Source organism: Maribacter luteus (assembly GCF_009674825.1).
GTDB lineage: Bacteria > Bacteroidota > Bacteroidia > Flavobacteriales > Flavobacteriaceae > Maribacter_A > Maribacter_A luteus.
This window is the reverse complement of record NZ_WKJH01000026.1, coordinates 1-26,997: the sequence shown is the minus strand read 5'-3', so window position 1 is coordinate 26,997 and position 26,997 is coordinate 1. Positions and strand designations below refer to the sequence as shown.

At 37.4% G+C, this 26,997-nt stretch carries 25 protein-coding genes; 3 read left to right on the top strand and 22 right to left on the bottom strand.

All coding sequences use genetic code 11. The annotated features are described in order from the left end of the window. Positions 1-15: 15 nt before the first annotated feature. The 3 genes from GJ691_RS15905 to GJ691_RS15895 are packed head-to-tail and all read left to right on the top strand — an operon-like array spanning position 16 to position 6,808. A complete protein-coding gene (locus GJ691_RS15905; RefSeq protein WP_154368672.1) occupies positions 16-3,342 on the top strand; it encodes a transglutaminase family protein in 3,327 nt (1,108 codons plus the stop codon). Positions 3,343-3,354: 12 nt separating this feature from the next. Continuing rightward, positions 3,355-5,916, top strand: coding sequence for a circularly permuted type 2 ATP-grasp protein (locus tag GJ691_RS15900; RefSeq protein ID WP_154368670.1), 2,562 nt, complete (start codon positions 3,355-3,357; stop codon positions 5,914-5,916). Between the two features lies 1 nt (position 5,917). Next, positions 5,918-6,808 carry a transglutaminase family protein gene (locus tag GJ691_RS15895; RefSeq protein WP_154368668.1) on the top strand — a complete coding sequence of 297 codons (891 nt, stop codon included), beginning with the start codon at positions 5,918-5,920 and terminating at the stop codon, positions 6,806-6,808. A 58-nt stretch (positions 6,809-6,866) separates the two neighbouring features. Here the strand turns inward: GJ691_RS15895 and GJ691_RS15890 are convergent, their stop codons facing one another. The 22 genes from GJ691_RS15890 to GJ691_RS15785 form a co-directional block, all read right to left on the bottom strand. Beyond that, complete coding sequence (locus GJ691_RS15890) at positions 6,867-7,235, bottom strand: DUF2306 domain-containing protein (protein ID WP_281351270.1); 369 nt, start codon at positions 7,233-7,235, stop codon at positions 6,867-6,869. A gap of 21 nt (positions 7,236-7,256) precedes the next feature. Next, positions 7,257-7,781, bottom strand: coding sequence for a DUF3124 domain-containing protein (locus tag GJ691_RS15885; protein ID WP_154368664.1), 525 nt, complete (start codon positions 7,779-7,781; stop codon positions 7,257-7,259). A 41-nt stretch (positions 7,782-7,822) separates the two neighbouring features. Beyond that, positions 7,823-7,987: a hypothetical protein gene (locus GJ691_RS15880; RefSeq protein WP_154368662.1), complete on the bottom strand. Its 165-nt coding sequence runs from the start codon at positions 7,985-7,987 to the stop codon at positions 7,823-7,825. 177 nt (positions 7,988-8,164) lie between these two features. Further along, positions 8,165-8,638, bottom strand: coding sequence for a DUF1572 family protein (locus GJ691_RS15875; protein WP_154368660.1), 474 nt, complete (start codon positions 8,636-8,638; stop codon positions 8,165-8,167). Positions 8,639-8,669: 31 nt separating this feature from the next. Continuing rightward, positions 8,670-9,737, bottom strand: coding sequence for a polysaccharide lyase family 7 protein (locus GJ691_RS15870; protein WP_154368658.1), 1,068 nt, complete (start codon positions 9,735-9,737; stop codon positions 8,670-8,672). A gap of 186 nt (positions 9,738-9,923) precedes the next feature. Beyond that, complete coding sequence (locus GJ691_RS15865; RefSeq protein WP_154368656.1) at positions 9,924-10,631, bottom strand: aromatic aminobenezylarsenical efflux permease ArsG family transporter; 708 nt, start codon at positions 10,629-10,631, stop codon at positions 9,924-9,926. Beyond that, a complete protein-coding gene (locus GJ691_RS15860) occupies positions 10,632-11,069 on the bottom strand; it encodes a nitrophenyl compound nitroreductase subunit ArsF family protein (RefSeq protein WP_154368654.1) in 438 nt (145 codons plus the stop codon). It lies immediately after the preceding gene. A gap of 17 nt (positions 11,070-11,086) precedes the next feature. Continuing rightward, on the bottom strand, positions 11,087-11,764 hold the full coding sequence (locus GJ691_RS15855; RefSeq protein WP_154368652.1) for a formylmethanofuran dehydrogenase subunit E family protein: 678 nt from the start codon (positions 11,762-11,764) through the stop codon (positions 11,087-11,089). Continuing rightward, a complete protein-coding gene (locus GJ691_RS15850; RefSeq protein WP_154368651.1) occupies positions 11,761-12,738 on the bottom strand; it encodes a permease in 978 nt (325 codons plus the stop codon). Before GJ691_RS15850 ends, GJ691_RS15855 begins: the two co-directional genes overlap by 4 nt. 45 nt (positions 12,739-12,783) lie before the next feature. After that, positions 12,784-13,020: a thioredoxin family protein gene (locus GJ691_RS15845; protein WP_154368649.1), complete on the bottom strand. Its 237-nt coding sequence runs from the start codon at positions 13,018-13,020 to the stop codon at positions 12,784-12,786. 48 nt (positions 13,021-13,068) lie between these two features. Beyond that, complete coding sequence (locus GJ691_RS15840; protein ID WP_179955149.1) at positions 13,069-13,377, bottom strand: ArsR/SmtB family transcription factor; 309 nt, start codon at positions 13,375-13,377, stop codon at positions 13,069-13,071. Positions 13,378-13,763: 386 nt separating this feature from the next. Next, positions 13,764-14,534 (bottom strand): SDR family NAD(P)-dependent oxidoreductase, encoded by a 771-nt coding sequence (locus tag GJ691_RS15835; RefSeq protein WP_154368647.1) that lies wholly within the window; start codon positions 14,532-14,534, stop codon positions 13,764-13,766. A gap of 94 nt (positions 14,535-14,628) precedes the next feature. Then, the gene (locus tag GJ691_RS15830) at positions 14,629-15,726 is read right to left on the bottom strand and encodes a polysaccharide lyase family 7 protein (RefSeq protein ID WP_154368645.1); all 1,098 of its coding nucleotides are present in this window, start codon (positions 15,724-15,726) and stop codon (positions 14,629-14,631) included. Between the two features lie 33 nt (positions 15,727-15,759). Beyond that, positions 15,760-16,452: a FadR/GntR family transcriptional regulator gene (locus GJ691_RS15825; protein WP_179955148.1), complete on the bottom strand. Its 693-nt coding sequence runs from the start codon at positions 16,450-16,452 to the stop codon at positions 15,760-15,762. A gap of 94 nt (positions 16,453-16,546) precedes the next feature. Further along, positions 16,547-17,824, bottom strand: coding sequence for an Nramp family divalent metal transporter (locus GJ691_RS15820; RefSeq protein ID WP_154368643.1), 1,278 nt, complete (start codon positions 17,822-17,824; stop codon positions 16,547-16,549). Between the two features lie 24 nt (positions 17,825-17,848). Beyond that, positions 17,849-19,708, bottom strand: a complete 1,860-nt coding sequence (gndA, locus tag GJ691_RS15815) for an NADP-dependent phosphogluconate dehydrogenase (RefSeq protein WP_154368641.1) — start codon at positions 19,706-19,708, stop codon at positions 17,849-17,851. 357 nt (positions 19,709-20,065) lie between these two features. Next, entirely contained in the window at positions 20,066-20,620 is a 555-nt protein-coding gene (locus GJ691_RS15810; protein ID WP_154368639.1) for a hypothetical protein, read from the bottom strand. A 234-nt stretch (positions 20,621-20,854) separates the two neighbouring features. Further along, positions 20,855-21,688 (bottom strand): alpha/beta hydrolase family protein, encoded by an 834-nt coding sequence (locus GJ691_RS15805; protein WP_154368637.1) that lies wholly within the window; start codon positions 21,686-21,688, stop codon positions 20,855-20,857. A 356-nt stretch (positions 21,689-22,044) separates the two neighbouring features. Then, the gene (locus tag GJ691_RS15800; protein WP_154368636.1) at positions 22,045-22,830 is read right to left on the bottom strand and encodes a CPBP family intramembrane glutamic endopeptidase; all 786 of its coding nucleotides are present in this window, start codon (positions 22,828-22,830) and stop codon (positions 22,045-22,047) included. Positions 22,831-23,265: 435 nt separating this feature from the next. Next, entirely contained in the window at positions 23,266-25,026 is a 1,761-nt protein-coding gene (locus GJ691_RS15795) for a CocE/NonD family hydrolase (protein ID WP_154368634.1), read from the bottom strand. 428 nt (positions 25,027-25,454) lie between these two features. Then, positions 25,455-26,201 (bottom strand): DUF6090 family protein, encoded by a 747-nt coding sequence (locus tag GJ691_RS15790; RefSeq protein ID WP_154368632.1) that lies wholly within the window; start codon positions 26,199-26,201, stop codon positions 25,455-25,457. A gap of 528 nt (positions 26,202-26,729) precedes the next feature. Beyond that, a partial coding sequence (locus GJ691_RS15785; protein ID WP_154368630.1) for a type II toxin-antitoxin system RelE/ParE family toxin occupies positions 26,730-26,997 on the bottom strand: 268 nt, incomplete at its 5' end.

Sequence of the window (26,997 nt, the reverse complement as noted above, 5' to 3'; positions counted from 1 at the left end):
AAATTCAACTTCCAAATGGCATTAAAAGTAGTTATCGCCCATAAAACGGTTTACAAATATGATCGCAGGGTAAATCTTTCTCCCCATATTTTTAGGCTTAGGCCAGCGCCCCACTGTAGAACGCCAATAGGTGCTTACTCAATAAAAATTAAGCCGGAAAACCATTTTTTCAATTGGCAACAAGACCCTTTCGGAAATTACTTGGCCCGTATTGTTTTTCCGGATAAAACTGAGGAACTATCGGTAGAGGTAGAGATCATCGCTGATTTAAAAACCATAAACCCTTTTGATTTTTTCGTTGAGGAAGCTGTCGAGGAATTTCCCTTCGCTTATTCCAATGACCTGAAAAAGGAACTTATGCCTTATCTGGAAGTCACCGAAGACGGTCCTTTGTTAAAAGAATGGATAAGTAAGCTAGATCTAACCCCAGTACGGACCATCGATTTTCTTACCGGCCTGAACCATAAAATATATGAGTATCTGGATTATACTATACGTATGGAACCTGGGGTGCAGAGCTCAGAGGAGACATTGGAACGTAGGTTGGGGTCCTGTAGGGATTTTGCCTGGTTGTTGGTGCAGACCCTAAGACATTTAGGGTTGGCAGCTCGTTTTGTTTCAGGATATTTGGTACAGTTAAAATCGGACGAAAAATCTTTGGACGGACCTTCAGGGCCAGAGGAGGATTTTACCGATTTGCACGCATGGGCCGAGGTATATATTCCTGGTGCAGGTTGGATCGGTTTGGATGCCACTTCCGGACTTTTGGCAGGGGAAGGGCATATTCCCTTGGCCTGCACCCCTTCGTTTGAAAGTGCAGCCCCTGTTTATGGTCTTACGGATCCTTGTGAGACCGAATTCGAATTCGATAATTCGGTTACCCGGATATTTGAATCACCACGTGTTACCAAACCTTATACAGAAGATCAATGGAAGGCCATATATGATCTTGGGTTCGCAGTGGAAGAGGAGCTTCAAGCCAATGATGTTAGACTTACAATGGGCGGTGAGCCCACTTTCGTTTCCATCGATGATATGGAAGGTGAAGAATGGAATACCGAGGCTGATGGGGAACATAAAAGGGAATTGGCAAGTTCCCTTTCCTTACGATTGCTGAATTCTTTCGGTAAAGGGGGAATGTTACACCATGCCCAAGGCAAATGGTATCCGGGAGAACCCTTACCGCGCTGGCTAATCGGAATTCACTGGAGAAAGGATGGTGAAGCGATTTGGAAAGACCCCAAATGGTTAGCTTCTTTTACGGAAACCTATACGTTGCCCGAAGATATAACAAGTACCTTTCTACATACCTTGACAAATAAATTAGCTTGCCCGAATGATTCCATTATTCCGGCCTTTGAAGATGGCTTCTATTTCTTATGGGAAGAAGGTAAACTTCCCGTAGATGTCAATCCAAAAGAATACAATAAGAAAGATACGGCCTTAAGGCGAAAGCTGGGGGAAGTAATGGAACAAGGTTTAGGCAAAACCGTAGGCCATATTTTACCTTTGGCCAAAAGTAATGGATATTGGATTACCAATAAATGGGAATTTAGGGGTGGTTACCTTTATTTAACGCCAGGAAATTCGCCGGTAGGATTGCGATTGCCTTTGGAATCCTTACCTAAAGATCCTGAAGTACCCTCAGAACCAACAGCGGAACCCGAGTTGTTCGAACCCAAACCTGACTTAAAGGCCTATGGGGAAGAACTGCAAAAAAGATTGGAGGCGAAAGCGCCCATAACCACTTTGGAAAAACAGCCTTATGTACGAACCGCTTTATGTGCTGAGGTAAGGGATGATAAGTTGTTCCTTTTCTTACCGCCTTTGGACAGTGCAGAGGACTTTCTCGATTTGGTGGCAAGTATTGAAGCAACGGCAAAGGAATTGGAAGTGCCCGTAATTATCGAAGGGTACGAACCATCAAGGGACAACCGATTGGAAGTGCTTAAGATCACTCCGGATCCCGGGGTTATCGAAGTAAATGTTCACCCGGCAAAGAATTGGAGTGAACTGACCTCCAATACTTTCACATTGTATGAGGAAGCGAAAAAATCACGATTGGGAACAGAAAAGTTTATGCTTGATGGTAAGCATACGGGAACGGGAGGGGGCAATCACGTAACTTTGGGAGGTATTACTCCAGCCGATAGTCCTTTACTTCGTAACCCACAACTACTTCGTAGTCTTCTAACTTTTTGGCAACATCATCCCGGACTTTCGTATTTGTTCTCGGGTGCTTTTATTGGGCCAACAAGTCAGGCGCCACGTGTAGACGAGGCAAGACTCGAGAATCTTTATGAACTTGAAATCGCATTTTCCCAGATTCCAGATGATGGAGAAGTGCCTTTTTGGTTGACCGATCGTTTGTTCCGTCATTTACTTACCGATATTACGGGGAATACCCATAGGGCGGAATTCTGCATCGATAAATTATATTCCCCGGATTCTTCCTCTGGGCGGCTCGGTATATTGGAATTGCGTGCATTCGACATGCCCCCACATGCCCAGATGAGTCTTATGCAGATGCTATTGGTGCGTACTTTGGTGTCTTGGTTTTGGAAGAAACCCTATAAGCACGACTTGGTGAGATGGGGTACGGAGCTGCACGATAAGTTTCTATTGGAGCATTATGTAAAAGAGGATATCAAAGATATTGTCATGCAATTGAACGATGCCGGTTATCCGTTTAAATTAGATTGGTTCGATCCGTTTTTTGAATTCAGGTTCCCATTATATGGACAGGTAGAAATCAATTCCATGCAAATTGAACTACGTATGGCCATTGAGCCATGGAATGTGTTGGGCGAGGAAATGTCAGGAAGGGGAACCGCACGTTATGTCGATTCTTCTTTGGAAAGGGTGCAGATAAAAGTCAACAACTTTACCGCAGAAAGATATAGTTTAACCTGTAATGGGGTTAAGATAGAACTGAGTCCAACAGGTGTAAAAGGGGAGTATGTTGCAGGGATCCGCTATAAAGCATGGGAGCCTTGGTCTGCATTGCATCCTACTATAGGGGTAGATGTTCCTCTGGTATTCGATGTTGTGGATATGTGGAATAAGAAATCCATTGGTGGTTGTACCTATTTTGTAGCCCATCCTGGAGGTCGTTCCTATGATACCTATCCTGTAAACAGTTATGAGGCGGAGTCTAGAAGGATCAATCGCTTTTGGGATTTTGGACATTCACAAGGGGAAGTGACACCTATGGAAATGGGACCTACAACAAATTTTACAGGTCGAATGGTGGAACCTAAGGATGCATCCAATACTTTTGTGTTCAAAGAAGTACCTAAAAACCCGGAGTATCCACATGTACTGGATTTACGAAAGAAGTAACTCATAATCTATATGCCGATAACAAGTACCAGCTGGTTAAGTAATTATATTACAGAGTATAAGAACGATGAAATGTTCACCCCTGATAACGGTATAAAACCTTATTGGAATAAATTACTTACCGAATTTGATAAACTAGGTGTCAACGGGTTGATGGCACGTCAAAAAGATATTGATTGGTTACTTTCTGAAAATGGGGTTACCTACAATGTCTATAACGATCCCAAGGGAATGCATCGCCCATGGAATTTGAACGTAGTTCCTTTTTTATTGCATCAGAACGAATGGTCAACCATTGAAACCGGTTTAAAACAACGGGCAGAATTGTTGAATCTGGTATTAAAGGATATTTATGGGGAACGAAACCTTATCAAAAACGGTATTGTACCCTACGAAGTCATTTATGGCCATCGTGGGTTTCTTAGGCAATGTGCGGGAATTGAATACCCGACCGATAAATTTTTGTCTATGTATGCCGCAGAACTGGCACGTGGCACCGATGGTCGGTTATGGATCGTGAACGATAGGGCAGAAGCACCTTCAGGAATGGGGTATGCCCTTGAAAATAGGTCTACCACAAGTAGGATATTACCAGAGATGTATGGCAAAATGAACGTGAAGCGCCTTTCAGGTTTCTTTAAAGATCTGAATAAGATGTTGATCAATGCTTCACCAGTAAAGAAAGAGAACCCTCATATCGTTATTTTAACCCCTGGCTCACGTAATGAAACCTATTTTGAGCATGCCTATTTGTCTTCATTTTTAGGATATCCTTTGGTGCAAGGTAACGATCTAGTGGTTAGGGATGGTTTCCTATGGATGAAATCATTACAAGGACTAAAACGAATAGATGTAGTTTTGAGAAGGGTCGATGATGCCTATACGGATCCTCTTGAACTTCGGGAAGATTCCCATTTGGGCGTTGCCGGTTTATTGGATGTTGTTAGAAGAAAGAATGTTTCAATAATAAACCCGGTAGGTAGTGGGGTTATCGAAAATCCTGGTTTAATTCCTTTTATGCCGGGCATAGCAAAGTATTTTCTCAATGAGAGTTTGATCTTGCCACAAATTGCTTCATGGTGGTGCGGGCAGGAACAGGAAAAGAAATATGTTCTCGATAATTTATCCCAATTGGTGATCAAGAAAATAGACCGTACCAATAGGGAGAGTATCCACTTTGCGGAATTCATGACCTCCTCTGAATTGAATGATTTAAAGAAAGAGATAGAGCGGAGTCCTTATAGTTATGTGGCCCAGGAAAAAATTAGTTTTTCCACAGCCCCGAATTTGGTCCAAGGAACAATAGAATCCAGAAATTTGGTTACCCGAGCATTTTGTATAGCTTCCGATAAGGGTTATAGTGTAATGCCAGGCGGACTCGTTCGTGTGGCGCCGGATAGTAAGACCGTTAGGGTATCTAACCAAAGAGGTGGAACAAGCAAGGACTTTTGGATTTTGGAAGACCATCCCATAAAGGAAGATAAAAATAGGCAGTGGCAGAATAGGAGTCCAATAGCAATATCTGGTCTTAACGATTTACCTAGTCTTACGGCAGAAAACCTTTATTGGGCAGGCCGCTATGTTGGGCGTACATTGGTCATATCACGTTTTATACGCATGGTCATGCGACAAATAGCATTGGTACAGAACAGGAATGAAAAACCGGATTCGGTCAAGCTTCAAGTATTGTTCAAGGCCGTAACCCATTTAACTGGTACGTATCCTGGCTTTGCGGAGAAAACGACAGAAGGTAAATTGGCCATGGAGAATCCTATGGAAGAAATGCTTTCGGTTATATTGGATAAAAATAGGCCCGGGAGTTTGGCACATACTATTGAAATGTTCGGTAATTCTTATTATGCTATTCGTAATCTTTGGTCTTCGGATATGTGGCGGGTGTTCGAGAACATCCAAAAACTATGGCAAAATTTCCAGGATGATAAAGATCGTTCCGTAAATAAGATTTTAAAAGTGCTTAACCAGTTGATTACCCGTTTAATTGCATTTATGGGGTTGATAGAGGAGAGTATTTTGGTTCAACAGGGATTGTTGCTTTACTTTATCGGACTACAGTTGGAGCAAAGTATGCTGACCATTTCCAAATGTCGCTCCTTACTTACTATCAAATATGAAGAACAGGTAGAATATGATCTATTGGAATATTTGTTGACCAGTCATGAAAGCCTTAATATTTATAGGTACAGCTATCGTTCTTTTATTCAATTGGAAAATGTATTGGATCTAGTGGTTTTGGATCTGGAGTATCCTCGATCTTTGACATTCATGTTGAATAGGATCCAGAAAGATATTGCCCGTTTACCACATTCCCAAGAAGACCACTCGTTGAGTAACTATCAAAAGTATATTTTTGAAGCCTTCTCCAAGTTACGTTTGGCAGAATCCTCAAAGCTGGCTAAAACAAAATCCGAGTCCGATTTCTTTAGGGAAGACTTAGATACGTTATTGGAAGAATTATCCGATCTTTTGTATAAAACATCGCAAACCATAACGAGTACTTATTTTAACCATACCGATAAACAAAATCAATTGGTCATGCAATCATTTCCTATTTAATATGGTTTTCAACGTTACACATACCACCACGTACGAATATAATGCTCCAGTAAATTATTGCCATAACATAGCCACCCTAAGGCCAAGGGAGTCAAAAGGACAATCATTGTTGGATTATAAGATACTTATTTCCCCTGAACCAGCGGAAATATCGGAGCGTATTGATTTTTTTGGAAACTATATCACACGGTTCTCCATTCAAACAGAGCATAAGGTGCTTAAGGTGACTACAAAAAGTAAAATAGTTCGCGATTATGCTCAATTTCAGGATTCTTTTGCGTCAGAAACCTGTAGGGGAGTCACTATGAATGAAGCACTTTTTGCCTTACAAGGTAACGATATGGGGGTTTTGGACGCCAAACAATATATTTTAGAATCTATTTTCATAAAACGAACAGATGAACGGATAAGGGAATATGCTGAGGTTTCTTTCAAGGGAAATCGTTCGGTATTCGATGCGGCTTTTGAACTCATGCAACGCATCTATACCGATTTTAAGTTTGTATCCGGATTTACCAGTATAGCTACACCCATTACTGAAGTAATGAAAGAAAAGAAAGGGGTTTGCCAGGATTTTGCCCAAATAGCCATTGCCTGTATACGTTCTGTAGGCTTGCCTGCAAGGTATATTAGCGGTTATATAGAAACCGTACCGCCAAAGGGCAAGGAAAAATTAGTTGGTGCAGATGCTTCCCATGCTTGGTTCGCAATTTTTATCCCAGGCTTCGGTTGGGTTGATTTTGATCCCACCAATAATATGATACCTGCCGATCAACATCTTGTAGTAGGATGGGGTAGGGACTATTATGATGTGCCCCCTTTAAAAGGTGTGGTTTACGGTAGTGGAAAAAGTAAGCTAAAAGTGGCTGTAGATATTACTGCATTAGGGTAAAGTCAACACTTGGATTAAGAGTTGTCCGTTTTTAAAATCATTTTTTTTGTCTTTCACTTTATCCGAAAAATAGTTGGTGAAGATATCTGCCAGGCGTAAAGGTAAAGCCTCCGGCTATAAGGATTGCCCCAAAATACAATAGTACCATTTTGCGTTTATGTGATTTTACATTGCCTTTCTTTATGGCCCTGTATGCGGTAGGTACGGTATAGATGGTTAGAAAACTAAAGCTATGTATATATCCGAAGTGATTTAAGAACCTGGGGCCTACTTCGGCAGGCATAAAAAGGGTTATAACAGCAGTAATGACCATTAGTATCATATATATTCTGCCAAAATTTATATGTATGTAGGTTCCTTTTTTAATTAGCAGTAGCATTGTACCTATGAAAAAGCATGGCACAACGGTTACTAGATGAAGGTACATTAAATATTTATAATCCATATGTTATTTGCGACTTATTGAAACTCCTTTGGTAGTAAATGAAATTCCCTGTTGCCCATTGGTAGAGATCATGATGCCCTCGAAAATAGGGGCTACATCTTTGTTATTGGCACTCCATGTAATTACAAAATTCGCACCTGTACCCCCCGAAGTGTCGTTCTCTTCTATAACATATTCCACCGACTGCATGGCCTTTAGAACAATAGGTTTGTTCAGGTATTCTTTTATTTTCTTTCCGGAAGAATTGTAATATTCTATGGAAGTAATGTAGATGCTGTGGTTTAAACTCGTATTTCTTAAACTTAAGGTTGCCGTTAAGTTGAATCGCGTGTCTTTTGTTTCATTATAGATATCTGAATAGATAGGTACGTAGGTCGTGTCATTCAATACTAAATTTTCAGGTATCTTCTCTAATTCCAGGGCAGAGAATTTATCTTCCCCTGCGAAATTAAGATTCTGGTTCTTCTCTATACAAGACGTAAGAAGAATCGTTAGAAACAGGATGGTGAGTATTGTCGTTTTTTTCATTTCATTGCTTATTTAGGGGCATTGGATCGGTCATTCCTTGATTACTTCATTAATTTTAATCCACTTATTGCGGCTACAGCGCCAATAACAGCTCCTGAAATTCCCATAATAAATTGTCCTAAGAACATTAAGGCAATTCCTCCTAAAACAGCTAGAATTCCAAAAGCAATGTTCACTTTCGCATAATTTATTTTCTTCTTTTCCATATTTCTAATTACGATATTAGGGGATACACCCTTTTTATTTTGTTTGTCCTATTTTTTAGAAAAGGGGATGGGTAATGGTTTTTTATAGACCCAAAGTTAGTGAATAGGCGGTAATTATACGGTATGTCTTTTATAGGGTAAGAAGGGTTGGGGTTTCCTTCAAAGAACTAGGTACATTCAACTCTTGTTCAAGAGCATTTTCTTTAAAAGTACGATTTGCCCAAGATGATAGTAACTGTGTTCTATCATTCCGTTAATGTTTCTAAGGTATGTACCGTATTTTTTATCTACAAAAACGTGGTTCAATGAATCTTCCGGTAGTTCTTTTATCAGTTTGATAAGTTGTTCGGTATCATTCCAAAATCGGTTCAGGAAGTTTTTCCATTCATTTTGAGATGAAATAGGAGGGAAGTCAAAACTGTATTTATCGCTTATATCAAGTGTACCTCCTTTAAAAACTTCTAAAATACCTTTGGTATAATAATGAATGTGCTGTGCCAGAATTGCAATTGAATTCAGTGATTCGATTTTGGTCGTCGCTGTTTTCCAGTCCAAATCATTCAATTGGTCTTTATAATTGGTATTCGCGACCCAGGTGCCATTAAGAATGGTTTCTTCCAACCGATCGGCCAATTGTTGTGCACTTTTCATTGAATGTACGATTTTCAGTAATGTTAAATGACTATGGATTATTTTCTGTCGGATTCATCCCAGGACCCACCGTGCCTTCTTTGAACCAGACTTCGGTATAGCATCCATTGGCATATTGTTTTGCAATATCACCATTGTAGGTCTCAGATCCCGTATTCCAAACAATATTCTCTTCCGGGACTTTTCCATTGGTTTGGTTATAAGCTCCCTGTTTAAAATTTTGTAACTCCCCGGCATATGCATTCTCTCGCTCTATGCCATCACGACCTATTGCGGCATACAAGGTTAAGATTTGTTGTGGAATATCCGATTTTTCCGCAAATTCCGATTTTACGAGGCTTTTGGTGAATTTCTTGGTCTCATGGCCTTCGCTTGAAAAAGTGAGATACATAATACCGTTGTAAACATTAACCTCATAATTGAATTCCTCCCCTAGTTCTATTCCATCCTCTGGTTCTTCAGGGTATGTTGTTGGCTCAGAACCGACCACTGACATGTCATAACCCCAAACCGCAGTTGAATAATCCCATCTTTTGGAGTTGTCACCTTTTGTGTTGATCTCATAATTCCAGTAAACAGAACCTTTTTTGTGCCCAGGGAATTTTTTGTAAAAAATCTTTAAAGGCTCATTTTCGTGGCCTTCATTACCGTGAATTTGACCCACAACTACGGAATATGAAGCCGCGACCCTTGCGTCACCAGAAGTTGAAACATGCATAACCTTAAGGGTTCCTGTTAATTTACCACCGGTTTCTGTTTTCCAGTGCTTCTTTTGGCCTAATTCCGTTCGTGTATTATTGGAGGTTTTCGAGGTGATGCCAGAGTTGGGGGATTTGTAAACGACCCAATCGGTTTTTCCATCATTCGTGACATAAAAGAAATCTTTGTGTTCAAATTCTTTTAATTCCTTAGCACTAGTGCCATCACCACAGAGGATATTCCATTGGTCCATAAACGGTATTACATCACTGGGGTAAGTAGTGGTTTCCTCAGTTTTTATCTTAGAGCTTTTAATCTTCTCCAAACAACTGTTGAACAATAATGCGATACAGATAATAGATATGGGCCGTAATAACGTTCTAACAAATTTGGTGTTCATTTATTTCTTTTTGGGTTGTTTTACCTTTAACTAAATGATTTGACCCATATAAATTTCCATTGGAATCGATGGCTATTTGGTCAAGGCTTAAAGTTAAGGATTTCCTTGCATTCCCCTATGCTATGGCCTATTTAAAATGAACTATCCTTTGTTGATTATATAAGTTCTTACTTAGGGTGTGGTTTTTTAAAAAACACCAATGAAAATAAAAACATAGTAGACACCTGTGATGATGAAAACCACTCCGGCAACGGTACGCATGACCTTTTCGATTTTTGTAATGGTATTAAAGAAAACACCGACCTTGGCCAAGGCAAAAGCCATTAAATATGTAAAAAGTATAACGGGAAGCCCCGTTCCGAAAGCAAATATAATGGGTAAAAAAAGTCCGTCCGCAGAGGAAATCGTCATGGGAATCAACATGCCAAAAAATAGGGCACCACTGTAGGGGCAAAAGGCCAAGACAAAGACCACACCGATTAGAAAAGAACCTAAAAGCCCTTTATCCTTGAACCTGTCTGATAATTTCTCTTGAAAATTAGAAGTACCCAAGAAATTCAATTTTATGATATTCAGCATGATCAATCCGATCACTATTAAAAGTGGCCCCAAGTATTTTTCCCCATTTTGGTTAAAAAATCTGGCAATATGGAATTTGCTGGCCCCAAAATATAGGATAAGACCTATTACGGTGTAGCTAAACCCCCTACCCAACGAATACAAGATTCCGCTAAGGAACACCTTTCGTTTGCTTGAGATGTTTTTCGAGATAAAAGCGGTTGCTGTAATATTGGTTGCCAAAGGACACGGACTAATGGCTGTCATTAGTCCGAGTACAAATGCTGATAAAACGGGTATGTTGTATTGTTCTAAAAAGGATTGTAAATAATCCATTTAAAGCGTTTTAAGTTCCGATTCTATTTTTGCTTTCAACTCTTTGGAAAATGCCTCTTGGTCATTTCCTTTCATAAAGGCAAAATCGGTCATATCAATCTGTTTTTCTTTTCCGTTTTTAATTACGTTCAGGAATAATGATGTGCCGGCGGCTTGGAATTTTTCGGCTATTGCCTCATTTTCTTCCTTATCTACGTTAATTACCTGGAACGTTATCTTGCTTTCTTTTAATTCATTGGGGAAATACGTGTTCAAAGTAAAATTGGTATTGGCCTCGATCGCATTGCATGTCATGCATCTATGTGTAGAATGAAAGTCCAGTACCTCTATTTTTGAAATTGCTTGGTCACTAGCTGTTGTTTTGCTTTCATTTTGGCCTTTACAAGAAGTGAATGCCAGAATAATGGCCATTGCTGTTAAGAATTTGATTGTTTTCATGTTGATGGAGTTTTTAATTATTGACATTTTGATTTGTTTTTATTTAGGATATCTATTTTTGTATCGTCGTTTCTTAATTGGGGTTTCCAATCGAAATTGGATATTTCTGTTATTTCAAAAATTATTTTTGGATTGGATGATAATAGTTTCCCGGAAAATTTGTCCTCAAGGTTTTTGAGTTTGTCCAAATCACAGGGTGATAACTCCCCTTTTACCGCTTTTGCACCCAATTCATCTATTTCCAATGGTTTTACACCTTTTTTCAATTTAATTTTCACGGTTTTATTATTGTCTTTTCTCTGAAGGATATAAAATGCATCCTGAATCGAATCATCAACATAAAATGAATTGTACTGATATCTGCCACCTGTAATATATATGGCAACATCTGTTAAACAAGGTGAACTGTTACTAATGATTCTGGTGTTTGTTCGGTCAATGATCCCGGACGGATAAAGCAATTTTAAACCCTCTTGTATTCCTAAAAAACCTTGAATGAGTCCGTCGCATAAATGACCATGGAATTTTTCTAGGTCTTCCAAGGTTATTTTATGTTCCAGTGTTAATCTTCCTTTGGAAAAATCGGTATCCAAAACCTTAATGGCCTTGGCGTTATGGGTGGTATTGAGCGTATCTTTTGTTGTATTGCAACTAACTGTCAAGAATAATAAGAGAATGTACTTTATCGATTTCATAAGATAATGTTGAATATATAGCCTGAAATGATGATACAAAGGGTTACGACTCCAAAGAAAATTCCTATAAGCTTTAAGGTCATTACTTTTTTCAAGAGCATGGCTTCTGGCAACGATAGGCCTACGACGCCCATCATAAAGGCAATTGCAGTTCCTATAGGGATGCCTTTGGATACCAGAACTTGAATTACCGGGAGTATACCGGATGCATTCGAGTACATGGGAACGGCCAATATTGTGGCTATCGGCACCGCGAACAGGTTATCTTTGGCCATGTACTTTTCAAAAAAACCTTTTGGAATGTAACCGTGCATCAATCCGCCAATAGCAATTCCCACGATTACATAAGGAACGATTCCTTTAAGAATTTTAAGTACTTCGGCCCAAATTATGGGTAATCTGGCCCTTAAGGATGATTTGTCGGCTATAAAAGCATCTTGTTCTTTTTGGGCATTGGCCAAAATGTCTTTAACCCAAGGAGTTAAATAGGATTCCAATTTTAATTTTTGAAGGACCATTCCGGAAATAGTGCCGAGCAAAACACCACTGAATACATAGATCAGGGTCATTTTAACTCCGAAAAGTCCAATAAATAAGCCAACGGCCACTTCATTAACAAGGGGAGAGGTAATCAAGAAAGCGAAAGTAACCCCAAGGGGAATTCCACCACTTACGAAACCAATGAACAAGGGAACCGAGGAACAGGAACAAAAAGGTGTAACTGTACCGAAAAGACTTGCCATAAGATATTCCGATCCGTATAATTTATTTCTGGATAGATAATTTTTGACCTTATCTATGGGAAAGTAACTATTTACTATTCCCATAAAAAATATAACCACGAAAAGTAAGATCAAAATCTTGATGGTGTCATAAATGAAAAAGTTCAAGGCCTCGGATAAATGTTCCCCTTGGCCTAACTTCAATACATCATAGACAAACCAATCTGCCAAATGTTGTACCCAATCAAACATGTTAAATGGATTTACGAATAATAAGATTTACAATGGTTTTACCCTTTAGTTCAATAGGGCCAGTACTTCATCTTTTGAGGGTATACGTCCTTTGATGGTGACCACATCATCAATCACCAAAGCAGGGGTCGACATTACATTGTATTTCATGATATCCATGATATCCTCAACTTTTTCAATAGTGGCGTCAATGTTGTTTTCATTTACCACTTCTTTAACTACACCGGTCAAAGATTGACATTTAGGGCAACCTGTACCTAGGATTTTAATTACTTTACTCATGACTTAAAATTTAGTTTATCGCAAATAGACGATAGGATTATTAAAAAATTATCGTTCAAAAAAATCTTTGAACATAGTTTTGGCTGTCTGCCAGTTCTCTTGGTTTATACAATATTTAATTTTTGGCGGTTTTAATTCACCTTGGATAAGACCAGCGTTTTTCAACTCTTTAAGGTGCTGGGAAATAGTTGATTGGGCCAATGGGAATACATCGACCAAATCCCCTGTAAAACAGCATGATTGATTTTCTAGATGTTTTAAAATCGCTATTCGGGTAGGATGCCCTAAGGCTTTGGCGAATTTCGCCAAAGCTTCTGTATCTTTTCCGTAGGTAATATGTTCTAAACTTCTTTTCACCTATTTTTATCTGGTAATGAAAATTTGCCAAAATGTACTTTTTTCGGTTTTGTATTTCGGCCCATTTCAAATTTCTTATCGCAAATATACGATAGGTTTTGTGCTTGAAAAGTGACATTTGTCACATTTTGGGCTTTTGTTTAATTATTTTTCATATTTCTTATTTTTTGTACTGATGTAGTATTTGGATTTGAAATAATGCTCAACGGTAATTAAGCTAACATATCGCTAATAAAACACCCTCTAATTAACCCGGACTAATCAAGGTTCTTTAGAGGGTATTATTTAATAACCAGTGTTATGCCATAATTAATGAGGGTTGCCAATTTTTTATAGAACTTATAAATACTTAAGCCCAATGAAGACAACATTCCCGTGAATGGCGATTACATATTGTAGACGCCACCATTGATATCGAGCGTAGCACCAGTAATAAAACCGTCGTATTCAGAGGCTAGATATACTACTGCCCGTGCCACATCATTAGCGTTACCAGCTCTTTTGATAGGTATGCCGGCCGTTGTTTCGTCGGCAGATTCTTTTGTTGTATGTGTGTTATGAAATGAGGTGCCTAGAATAAGTCCCGGAGCAACAGCGTTGACCCTTACACCTTGGGGGCCCAATTCTGAGGACAGTGCCCTGGTGAATGTGAGGATGGCTCCCTTACTGGTAGAATAAGCTAAAGAACCTGGATGGCCTCCTTTTCGCCCGGCGAGTGAAGCCAAATTAACAATGCTACTATTTTCATTTTGAGTTAAATAAGGAGATGCTGCCCGAGTTACGAACATCATGGATGTTAGGTTAATGTCCATTACCTTGTGCCAGAAATCAGCCTCCATCTCACTGAGTAATTTACGGGAAACAAGTGAGCCTGCGTTATTTATCAATATGTCCAATCCACCTAAAGACGCTACGGTATCTTCAATTAATGCATTCGCATCTGTTTCTTTTGTTAGGTCACCACCTATGGCAACCGCTTTTTGTCCTTTACTAATAGCGTATTCGGTTAATTGATTCGCAGTTTCGGCACTGGAAAAATAGTGAATGGCGACATTGGCTCCACTATCGATGAAATGTTTTGTTATGGATTCACCTATTCCTTGGGCCCCAGCTGTTATTAGGACATTTTTACCGACTAATTTATTAATGTTTTTCATGTTTTTTATTCGTTTTTAATGGTCACTTGTAACCTACAATCCGTCATATTTTGGTTCATGTAAATTTATTCTTAGGGTTTTAAGATATTTTAAATTAATTGACATGGTCATTTTTATTAAAATAGCCTTCATTTGAAACTGCATTTTTATTTATGGAAATTTCCCCTGTTTTAAACCATACTTCAGCATAGTTTCCGTCTTCATATTGCTTTTGAATATCTCCCCCATGTGTTTCTGCACCAGAACACCAATTCCTATTTACTTCCGGCGATTTTCCATTTGTTTGATTGTATGCACCTAGTTTAAAAAACAAACCTTCTTCTGTGTACGCTTCTTTAAGTTCAACCCCATCTTGACCAATTGGCACAAATAATTTTTTTGTTTGCTCTGGAATATCCGCGGTCGTAATATATTCTGATTCGATCAAATTTTTTGTGAACGTTTTTGTTTCGTGGCCTTCACTCATAAATTCCAAGGTCATGATACCATCCTTAACTTCGATATTATAGGTAAATTCCTCACCTAAGGCAATACCGTCTTTTGGCTCAGGAGGGTAAGTGTTCGCTTCTGTGCCAACAACTGAAAAGTCATTGCCCCAAACAGCAGTGGAGTAATCCCATCTTTTAGAATTATCATCACCTTTTGTGTTGATTTCATAGTGCCAAAAAACGGATCCTTTGGTATGGCCCGGAAATTTCTTGTAGAATATTTTAAGTGGTTCGTTTTCATGCTTATCTGCACTATGGATTTGGCCAACCACTACAGCGTGAGAGGCTGCGACACGGGCGTCACCCGTAGCCGATACATTCATGACTTTAAGTGTAGCGGTCAATTTATCGTTAGCGGTTTTTGGGTACCATTTTTTAACTTGTGCCAATTCTGTTCTAGTGTTGTTCGAGGTTCCGTGTGTCTCACCACTATTTGGTGCTTTGAAAACTACCCAATTTATACTATCTTCATTAACGGTGTAAAAGAAATCCTTGTTCTCATAATTTATTGCATAACCTACATTGGAGCCGTCACCTAAAATCAATTTCCAATGATTGAAAAAAGGAATAACGTCGCTAGCGTACACGGTTTTGTCACTTTCTTTATTACTCGATTTTTTAGGAGTGGTGTTGCAACCAATATGTATTAGAAACAAACTTAATAGGAGTAATTTTGATGTTGTTTTAATGATTTTTTTATCCATGATTTTTTCGCTTTATAATTTTAAGTAGTACTTCTATTCTATGTATTTTGATAATTTGAAAAAGTGATCTTTCATCATTTCCTCAGCAAGTTGAGGATCCTTATTGGCAATAGCAGAGTAAATATTTTCATGCTTTTTGATTTCAGATTCGATTTTATCGCCCTCACAGACTTTATCCCTTTCGTAAGTTGAAAGAATCGGTGGTGTAATTAAAAGCATTAATGTCAAAAGGGTTTTGTTCTTACTGGCCTTAGCGATTGCTAAATGAAACAATAAATCTTCCTCTAAATAATCTTGGCCTTCAATGATTCGGGCTTTATAGGCGTTTAGGGAATCTTTTATCTTCTTTAAATCCGCATCGGTCCTTCTCTCTGAAGCAAGAAAAACCGTTTTTAATTCCAACGAAATCCTAGTTTCTACCAATTCATCAAAAGATGGGGGGTCTAGGGAAATAATTTCATCTACCATACCATTGAACCCCGTTAATCCAATAGCGAGAATAGTACCGCTTTGCGCCATAGATTTCAGAACCCCGTAAAACTCCAACTTCCTTATTGCTTCCCTAATATGATTTCTTTTGATATTGAATTTTTCGGACATGATTCTTTCAGAAGGCAATTTATCTCCATATTCTAAATTTCTAATATTGATCAAATCGCGAATTTTACAGATCACATCATTTTGGAACAACCTATTCGCATTCTTATCTACTAAACTAATCTTCACGGAAATTAAATGTTTTAAATTGTTGGTCTTAAATAATTAATAAGGGTTTGAATCAGGATATGGTGATATTTTAATAAGGCATTAGAATAAAATCCTAAACGGAATATTCCAAAAGTGCCAATATACCATTGAACGAAATAATCAAAGAAAAGAACAATGCTGCATACAAACCTATATAAACACCTGTACTTGTCTTATAACCCTTCATAACTTTTTTATTGCTTAGCATTAATATGATTCCGAGAACCACTATTGGTAAAACAAATACATTGAATACCTGAGACAAAATTTGAATTTCTATGGGATTCGCCCCAAATGCCGGACCGATCAAAGCAACTAAACATGCTAAGGCGGTTATGATTCTAAATTGTCTGGACGAAGTATCTAACTTTCCGGATTGGTAGTCTGCGATTAAGAGAGGTGCGATTAATAGGCAAGGGAAAATAGATGATAACCCGGCGCTCAAGGCGCCAAAAAAGAATATACTAACCGCCCATTTTCCTGCAACAGGTTCCAATGTATTGGCCATATCCAAAACTTCAGTTACTACTTTACCTTGATGAAATAGTGCTCCACATGCAACTGCCATTATGGTACCGCTTATTATGAATATTAAAATCGCCGCGGTTATGGAGTCTTTCTTTTGTTCTTTCAAATTATTGGCATTCCATCCTTTTCCTTTAACGAAGAGTGGACGGGATAAAAAAGTAGCTGCTGCCATGGTTGTACCTACAAAAGCGGCCACTAACATTTTGCCTCCAGGAACTTTGGGTATTGTAGGTATCAATCCTTTAACAACATCTATTGGAAGTGGTTGGACAAAGAACAAGGAAAGTATGAACGAGAAGCCCATTATGGTGACGAAAATGACCAAAATCTTCTCAAAAAAAGTATATTTTCCAACCAGCATAAGTAAATAGAAAACGACTATGATTATTATGGCTGTAATTAAGACTATTTCGTATTTAAGGGGTACCAAGCCTTCGAAATTAACGGCTAATATTTCGAAGATTATATTGGCGGAAATACCTAAGATCCCCATTAAGGAGTTCCATTGCCCGAACGTAATTCCAATAATTATCAAAATTGCTAAGGTCTTTCCGAATTTTAAATGTTTTTTAAAACCGTAAAGTGCGGTTTCTCCTGTGAGCAAAGCGTAATTTCCATAAGCAAACATTAAGACTCCCGAAAACAAACAGCTTACCAAAAGCACCCATAATAACTGCATTCCAAATTTACTTCCGGCTACGATCATAGACGTTACACTTCCTGTGCCGATGGTGTAGCCTATAGCAAAGATTCCAGGACCAAAGCCTAATATGATGGCAATGATTTTTTTTAATATGGATGTTTTATTTTGGGATATTGGCATTGGGTTTTAGTTTAAGTTAGTCTGTTATATCCAGTTTGTATGATAAAATTTATTAGATTTATCATCTATTCTTTGATAAGTATGGGCTCCAAAATAATCACGTTGGGCTTGTATTAAATTTGCTGATGAATTTGCTGTTGTAAAACAATTTAAAAAGTTAATCGATTCACTTAAGTTCGGGATTGGCAACTCGTTTAAAACACCTTGGGAAACTACTTTTTTAATACTCGGTTTTAAAGACTTAAGCTGTTGAATTATTATATCACTGGTCAATAAATTGTCGGTTGATTTAAAAACTTCGACCAGATTTACCATAAGGTCAGATCTGATTATACAACCATTGGTCCAAATTCTAGACAATTCACTTAAATTCAATTCCCATTTATAACTATTGGATGCTTCTATGATTAATTTAAAACCTTGATAATGATTCATTATTCTTGCAAATTGATAGGCTTTTAAAATATCGGTATTGGTTATATTAGGTTTAGAGTTATCTTTTGCTTCAAAATTTATACTTGCTGCTGTCCTTTCATCTTTGTAAAAAGAAGTATAACGTGAAAATAGGGCAGAAGCGATCATGGTACTGGGTACCCCTAATTGGGCGGTTGTAATAGTTGTCCAGTTTCCTGTGCCTTTATTGCCAGCTTTATCCATTATTTTATGGATCAACCAATCATCACCTTCTTTTTTTCTAAGGATATCAATCGTAATTTCCAATAAATAACTGTTCGTTTCTTTCCAAGACTCTAAAATATCTGCCATTTGATCGGGATTATTTCCCAATGCTTTTAGTAATGTATATACTTCGGCCAATAATTGCATTTCTACATATTCAATTCCGTTATGTACCATTTTCACAAAATGACCGCTCCCTTCAGGTCCAATGTAGGAGCAACAGGGTAAATTGTTTTCACCTTTGGCCGCTATCGCCTCAAAAAATGGCTTCACTTTTTCATAAACCTCTTTATCACCTCCCGGCATTATGGATGGGCCTTTTAAAGCTCCTTGTTCACCACCGGAAACTCCTGTACCTATAAAATGAATATTTTTAGATTTTAAATAATCAAACCGTTCCTTGGTTTTATTGTAATTAGAATTACCCCCGTCTATTAAAATATCTTCTGCGGACAAAAATGGCAAGATGTCTTCGATAACCAAGTCTATTGTTTTACCAGCATTCACCATCAACATGATTTTTCGTGGTGTCTGTAAAGAATTTACAAAAAATTCAATGTCATCAAAGGCAAGTGCTGTAGATAATTCTTCGAATTCGTTCTTGAAATTTACCGCAACGTCCACTTCCTTACTTTCAACATGCCTATTGAACATCGATATTCTAAAATTTTTACTTGCTAAGTTGCGGCATAGACTTTTGCCCATAACCCCTAATCCAAAGAGACCAAATTGTGATTTGGATATTATCTCGTTTTTTATTATTTCCACAATGTTATTGGGTGTTTGATTGATATTTATTTCAATGGCATTTTTAGGGATTTCTAAAGTTTCAAATTGTGATTTTAGCAAATGTGCAGGCATAAAATGACCCTTTCGATTTTTTATTCTTTCGAGTATATGTTCAAAAGAACCATTGAGAAAAACCCATTTTGATTTACTTTCAATAGAATAAGCTAATATTTCCCGATATTTTTCTTTTAAGGCGGAACAAACTATTATACAACTGTTGGTTTTTAATTGATTTACGGCGAGCCGGTTCAAAGTTCGTAGCCAATCCAGTCTGTCCTTGTCATTTAAAGGTTCTCCTTTAGACATTTTTAAAATATTACTCTCAGGATGGTAATCATCCCCATCGAAAAAAGGAATACCTAATTTTTTTGACAATAAGGAGCCTATAGTGCTTTTACCAACACCAGATACTCCCATAATAAAAATAATATTTGCTTCGATTTTAGTTATGATTAATTGGTTATCCAGATTGGGTGCCCAAATTGGGTAACCAAATATAATGTAATTATTATTAAAATAATAACTAAATGCTAAAATTATTATGGGATTGTTATTTACATAGATAATTTAACTCTTAAAAATAAACGGTATAAAAAGGGTTGTCGTTTCTGCACATAATTGACTGATCTAAGTAACCTTTCTAAAGGGCGTGTCAGATTGAAGTCCGTTTGCGTGAACAAACCCAAATATCCTTTCGATTCTAGCAAATTGTAATTAGTAGCCAATGTCTACAAAAAGGCTGTTACTACACCGTTGATACTTTAGATAAACCGATTAATTCTGATTCGTTAAAAAATATTGAACGTTTATAAGTTCAATATCATTGATTAAACCTAAATCCAAAGAGCTTTCCTGGTCATAGGATAGTGTACAACTGGAATTGGCCCCAAGTTCAAAGCAAGGCACGGTTGTTTTATCCGAATAACTTTGACTCGTTGTTAGCTCTCCTATCCTTACGGTCAATATAGGCAACCCTGTAACTTTATAATCATTTGGGTTGTTCAATTGAATTTCAAATCGCCAACGAGAAGTATTATTGCCGGTGTCGGGTATAAACTCATAAAATAAGATATCGTAAGTAAAACCATCTAACTCAGGTGGGTCAATTTGATTTAACGGTTCCGGATCAGGAAAACTACAGGGTAGTTCAATGGTTCTATCTAGGTAGTATTGTTGGTTGTTCAAGAAGTAAGTATCTCTCACAACTGCAGTTTTTGTGCAATCTTCATCTTTAGAATCACAGCTCATGTTAAGGATAAAGCTGTTAAAAGAGATAAATAGGAATATTTTAGAAAATGTGCGTGGTGAACGCTCAATGCTATTTTTCATAAATGATATATTATAGTTTAAGATTCTTGTTTTTGATTTTCGAAAGGTCAAACCTCACTCGGGGCGAGAATTCGAAAATCGGGTAAGGAAGAAAATCTTAACTACATATCTTTTGTATTAGCGATGTCAAATGTATTTAAAATTTTAAAACGAATGCTTTTTTATATCCTTGATTTATTGCTTTTTTCGTTTTTTGGGACATTGAAAACAACCCATTGCTATGTGAAGTCCGTATTACTTTATTTCAGTCAAAATTTGAGTCCAAATTGTATTTTTAAAACGTTCTTTAAATATTCCAAAATGCCCGATTTTATTGGCTTGAAAGTCAATAGGATTTAAATGTATTGATTTTCTATTTGCATTCTTGTATTTCTCTGTCATCCATTGTACTGCTTCTTTCGGGGCAAAGGTGTCGTCATCTATACTATATGCGGTCATATCGACCTTGATGGTTTCGTAGAAGGTGTTTTTGATAGATTTATCACTAAAAATATAGTCTCTGTTCTTACCCCAATTTCGCCATTGTTCAGCTACATTTTTCGGTAAGTTTTCCATGCCGCTAATTCTCTTTGATTTCAAATAGCCGAAAACCCCAAGAATAAGCGGAAAAAGAATATACCAATTGAACCACATTTTCATCCTTCTAAATCCCTTCCAGTGTTTCCAATAACCGGATTGTGCCGCTACTAGAATAATTTTGTCTAATTTGTTACAAGATTCGGCAAGTCCAATTAGCTGTCCTCCAATACTATGTCCAAGAATTACTTTCTTTGATTTTGGGTAGTTTTTTATGGCGAATTGTATTATACTTTCTATATCATTACTACCCCAATCTGCAGCATTTATGTTTAGTTTTTCAATAGGTTTTTTTAGAGAACTACCTATTCCGTTATAATCAAATGTGATTACGGTTACATCCTTACATTCGGCATATTTGGCAAATTCATAGTAGTACTTTTGTTTTACACCTGTAGCTGAAGCAATAATTAAAATGGTCTTGTTGCTAGTATTGTCAAATAAAGTTGCGGATAATGTTCCTGAATTATATGGTATCTCTATTTCTTTCATTTTCAGTTCTAATGTCTTATCCTGAAATATGCTTATAGGTTAAAATTGATTTTATGCTGTTTTTAAATATACCATTTTTATTACTCTTTAATCTATAGATAAATGTAATCTGATGATTTTACGTAGGTACAAATCGGTTATGAGTGCCAGGAAGAAAAACCCTTGTAAATGATATTAAAAAGGAAGAAGGTGGTTTAAGGCAAAAAGAAAACAGTGGCTAACTCTAGAGAACTGGATTAGGGCTTTTCATGGGAGCCATTGTTGTGTGTAGTTATTTAATTTTAACCGTTATTTTTGGAGATTTTTAATTCGAGCTTTTTAACCATTCTTCATAAGGTTTTTAATATACGCTCGACTCAATAATATTTATTGTTATCGCTTTTTAATAAATCTTTTCTTTTAGTGTAGAATATCATCATCATCAGAACCGACAAGTATAGAATAAACAACCAAAATGTATTCATACTTCCAGTAAATTCTGGCAAAATTAGTAGATAATTAAAGGCCGCATTAGCACTAATATGAGCCAGTATCGAGGTCAACACACTTTTGGTATAGTAATAAATCCAACTTATAAAAAGTGTTCCCAAAATTACCCATAATAAAAACACTGTAAAGTCCATTTGCAATGGCACCCCTGTTCCAATCAGATATGCTGGAAAATGCCAGATTCCCCATATCAAACCAAGTATTATACTTGAATATAACAGATTAAATTTATCCATCAATCTGGGAAGTAAAAAACCTCTCCATCCATATTCCTCACCTACTGCAATTAATACAATAACAACAATCTGTGGCAGCAGTTGAGTAGTTCTTAAATCGAATCTGGAAATATCGAAGCCCAAGGAAGTGAGCATGGCCAAAGATACAAGGACCGGAATTCCAATCATTGAAATAAGAAGCCATTTTAAACCTGTTTTCTTCACCGTCTGTTTAATGAACAACTCATAGAGACCTTTCTTCCCATTTGTGATGGCAGTAAAAATCAGTGCAACTATTGATGGTGCGAAAACAGTTAATATTGAGACATTTGGATCATCTAATTTATAAGAGATAAAACATATTACCGAACTCAAGGCTATAACAATTACCGAGAATATAATGATTTCCCTTTTTCCATTTGGATTCAAATTTTTCATAGTTGAACATAATTTGGTTTGTGGGTAGTGTTTGGCATTAGTAATCTTCCAAATTTTTAATTCATTTAGTTCAATGCCTTTACATGAAGACTCTTCAAAAGGATAAATGTTACATCTGGTTGGAAATTACACACAACGCAGCGCTATGTGAAGTCCATGTTATTCGTCTATCACCTCTCATCCTATCCCGATAGCGATCTGTCATAGCGCTGCGATGATGTAGCATTTCCGAAAGACCGGGCGACATTTGCGAGAGCAGTGTGCGGGAGGGAGTGGGGGCAAAATGTGATGAAGGGATTTTGGTCTACGCAGGCGTCACGAGCGCAGCGAACACAGGAATACCTTTAAAAATCAGTGAAAATGATATGAATAATGCTACATCATCGTGTTTGTTTATGAAAAGTTGCGCGGTTTAGCACTTATTATGCACATGTTTTATTTTATTATTGGTAATTCTAAAAAAGATATGTTTGTTTTATTCCTGTAAATACTCAAAGTTGGTATTCCTTCGGTCGGAACCTTATCAAATGTATCTTTATCTGCCCCAGAAATTGCAATTCTTATAGCATGTCCTTTCTTGATGAGAATGGATGTAGGATGTAATTTAAAGCTCACTTCTTCAATCTTATCAATAGGCATTGGTGATGCATCTGATTTTCTGAATGAATGATACGGTATCTTATCATACATAGCATTCGTAGATAATTTTCGATGTGTTAGCAAAAGCCCGCCTTCTGTGATATATCTACTTTTTCCATCTGGGTCAACATCTTCTAAGTAGACAAAAATCCCCCCTTCTTTGTGTGTAGTCGACAGATTGAGGGAAATTACAGGTGTTCCCGTGATTTGAAGCGGTTCTGCAAGAGGTGTGGTTGTATACGTTAGCATTAAAGAATCGGCAGCATTGCGATTATTGAGGTTAAGAACGGGTTTTCCCATTTGGGTTGTCCATCGATTGTTTGTACCGGTACTTACCGAAAAGTCAACTAGATATTCATCCATACCCTGAGGTTCATCTGATGATGAAGTAATTAATTTTCCGTTGGTATCTAAATAATACTTAATTCTTTCTTGCCCTTTGGGTGGCCAAATATCAGAATGTTTAAATGATTCTTCTCCAAAATTATAGTACTTAATGGTTGGCCAATCTTCAACTTCTTTGTCAATCCCCTTTATGTACTGGTCAAAGAAGTTAAGTTGTAGTCTAAGTTGTTCAGTAACAGAAGGAATAGGTTCAACGATACTGTCAGAAACAACAAATGGGCTGGCATGTGAACGTCCGCCATGAGAAGTTGGCATCATGACAACTTTCTGCGGATTATCAAAATGTTGTAATCGTAATAAAGTACCTTCTGCCGTGCCGGCATCCAACCAACTTGTAAGAACAAGCATGGGTACATTTGATTCCGAAATTTCCTTTTTCCAATGCAAGGGGTCGAGTTCTTCGGATTTGAAATCTCCAAATTTGGAATCTTTATAAGGTGCTTTAGATAGAGCTTCCAATACGATTGTGTTGTTTTCATGTTCTTTGATTGCATCCATCGGAAAATCTTTACCGACACGCCTCACACTTGCCCCCAGATTCTCAACTGAATTTTGGTCTAGCCAATCAACATATTGACTCCATACCGCTATAAAACTTGTTGCAAGCATTCCATAAGGCCGCGAAGGACTTTCATAAACGTCAAAATCTGACCAACCAGGTATTACAGCTTCAATGGCCGGGTGCTGGGTAGCACATAAAAGCTCTGCCGTTGTCCCGGAGTATGAAGTGCCATAGGCTCCTACTTTACCATTAGACCACGGTTGGTTCACGACCCAATCAACAATGTACCAAGCATCTTTCACCTCCGTAGGCGAATATTCTGCTGTACGAACACCGTAGGAAGCACCTGTTCCCCTAACATCAACTTTTGCAAGGATGTAATCATGGTCAAGAAAATATTTATCTCGTTTTTTGAGTGAAGGAATTGGCTCACCTGTTTTCGGGTCTTCTTTGCCCCTCCAATAACGGGTAAACTCAAACAGTACAGGGAGTTTTTGATTTTTATAATCTTCTGGGAAGTACACATCCATAGCCAATTTGGTTCCATTGACAGCAGGGATGTAATAAGACTCAACATTATTTGCTTGCGAGAAACCGAATTGATAGGTTAAAAGAAAAAAGAGTATAAATAAAAATTTTTTAGCTGTCATTTTCTAGTTGGGTTAATTTGTGCATAATGCCCGTTTTAATGGCGTTTATTTATTATGCCTGTTTCACAAGTTAAGAAAAAAGTCATTGCGAATCTTTGTCGATGGGGAAAGGATCGTAACTTTAGGTATGCAGGGAAAAAAGGATAATCAGGAAAAACTGTTCGCGAGTTTCCAGTTGGCGAGCGTCTATAACCTGATGAAGTACCTGAAATTTGAACAAAAACGAATAAAAAAAGGGGCAGGGCAACTTGCTTTTAAAGTCTTTATGAGAAGTGTTATCCGTGACTTGTTTTTAGCTTTACTAAGACATCTAAAATTGACTTTTCAATACGGATTAAACTAGAAAAAAGCCCCTTAAAGAGGCTTGTAATGATTTATTTTTTACTGCTTGGGTTACTTGTGCAACGGTTACCGGTGTTGTGCTTTCGTTATATTTTCAATTCCTTATTAATAAGAATTTCAATTTCTTCCATATCAGATAGAATTTTCTTAAAACTTATAAGGCTTCCTTGTTCCGATTTAGCCTTCATATGTTGGCACCTTTCGAAGTTAATAAGAAGCTCTATTAAGTTTTTTTCTTCAAATACCCGTTCCCGCAGTTTGGGTTGATTTTGTATGTTTTTATAGGCAAATTCTGGACTCCCATATCTATTAGCTGCCGTTGCACCCGCTTTACCAGCTTCACCATTATTGTATTCAGAAGCCTCTTCTGTCGCTTCTTTATATTTATCTAAACGGATTACTTGTTCCCTAATGGTTGGTGGTATTAATTTGATGTCACCAGTATTCTGTAACGTATTTACCGTATTAGTTTTGAATTGAACATTATAAAGTTGCCAATCTAACTTTCCAGTTTCAGAAACTATTTCAATTATTGGTAAGTTTGGTTGATTATAGATTTCTTTAAAGGCTCTAATTTTTACCATATTTGAATCTATGGCTAAAGATGTCTTCTCTATATATGCTTTGTCATTCTCAAAATCTTGTAATAATTGTTTATAATAAACTTGCCTTAAATTTTCGGTTTTCCGTTCATCATTGAGGTTGTTAAGTTGTAGGGCAATTAAAATCCCTAGAACAACAAGTATAATTTCACCAATTGCATATTTAAGGTATTTTCCAATGTTGCCTTCTAAAAGCAAGTTTTGTCTAATTTTTCTAAAGAATTTTATCATTGATTAGCGGTTTGTCATAATGAAGCACAACGGTTAGGCTATGATCTCTTTGCAGAAAAATCCGTTTGGATTTTTCCGTCTGGTACCACGCCATTGCCTAAAGTTAAGGATTTCCGTTTAGGAAATCCGTCGCAATGGATTATAGGTATTATGCCTGTTGCACAAGTTAAGAAAAAAGTCATTGTGGATCATTGCCGATCGGGAAATGGATCGTAACTTTAGGTATGCAAGGCAAGAAGGACTATCAGGAAAAACTGTTCGCCCATTTTTAATTGACGATCGCATACAACCTGAAGAAGTACCTGAAATTCATCGAAAAACGCTCAAAAATCGGGGCAGGGCAACTTGCTTTATCACTTTCTGTAAAAACCGAACCTTACAAGCTCGAAAGGTTGTTTTTAAGCCCGGCAAAAACAATGGGATATTTGGTCACCTAAAAAATAAGACAGCCCTAAAAATCGGTTGTGGAAGTCATTATTCCAATAATTATAGGCTTGTGCAACGGTTACCGGTGTTGTGGTGCAGTTTTTATTCGGTTAATCTGTTTTTCAAATCCATACGCTCGTGTAAAATTCTCGTTATTTCGATTGGATTTAATTTTGATTTTCGATAAAATATTACGTGTCGATTTGCTTTTAGCCCGAAAAGGTCAGATTTAATTCCGTCATAATTTTTTCCAAGTTCTGTATTGTCAGCAATGTCTTGGCAAATATCCAGAAGCATGTCGTAATATCTGTCAGCTTGATTTTCAGACCAATTCTCGAGTGTATATTCCCAAATTCCGTTTAAGTCAGCT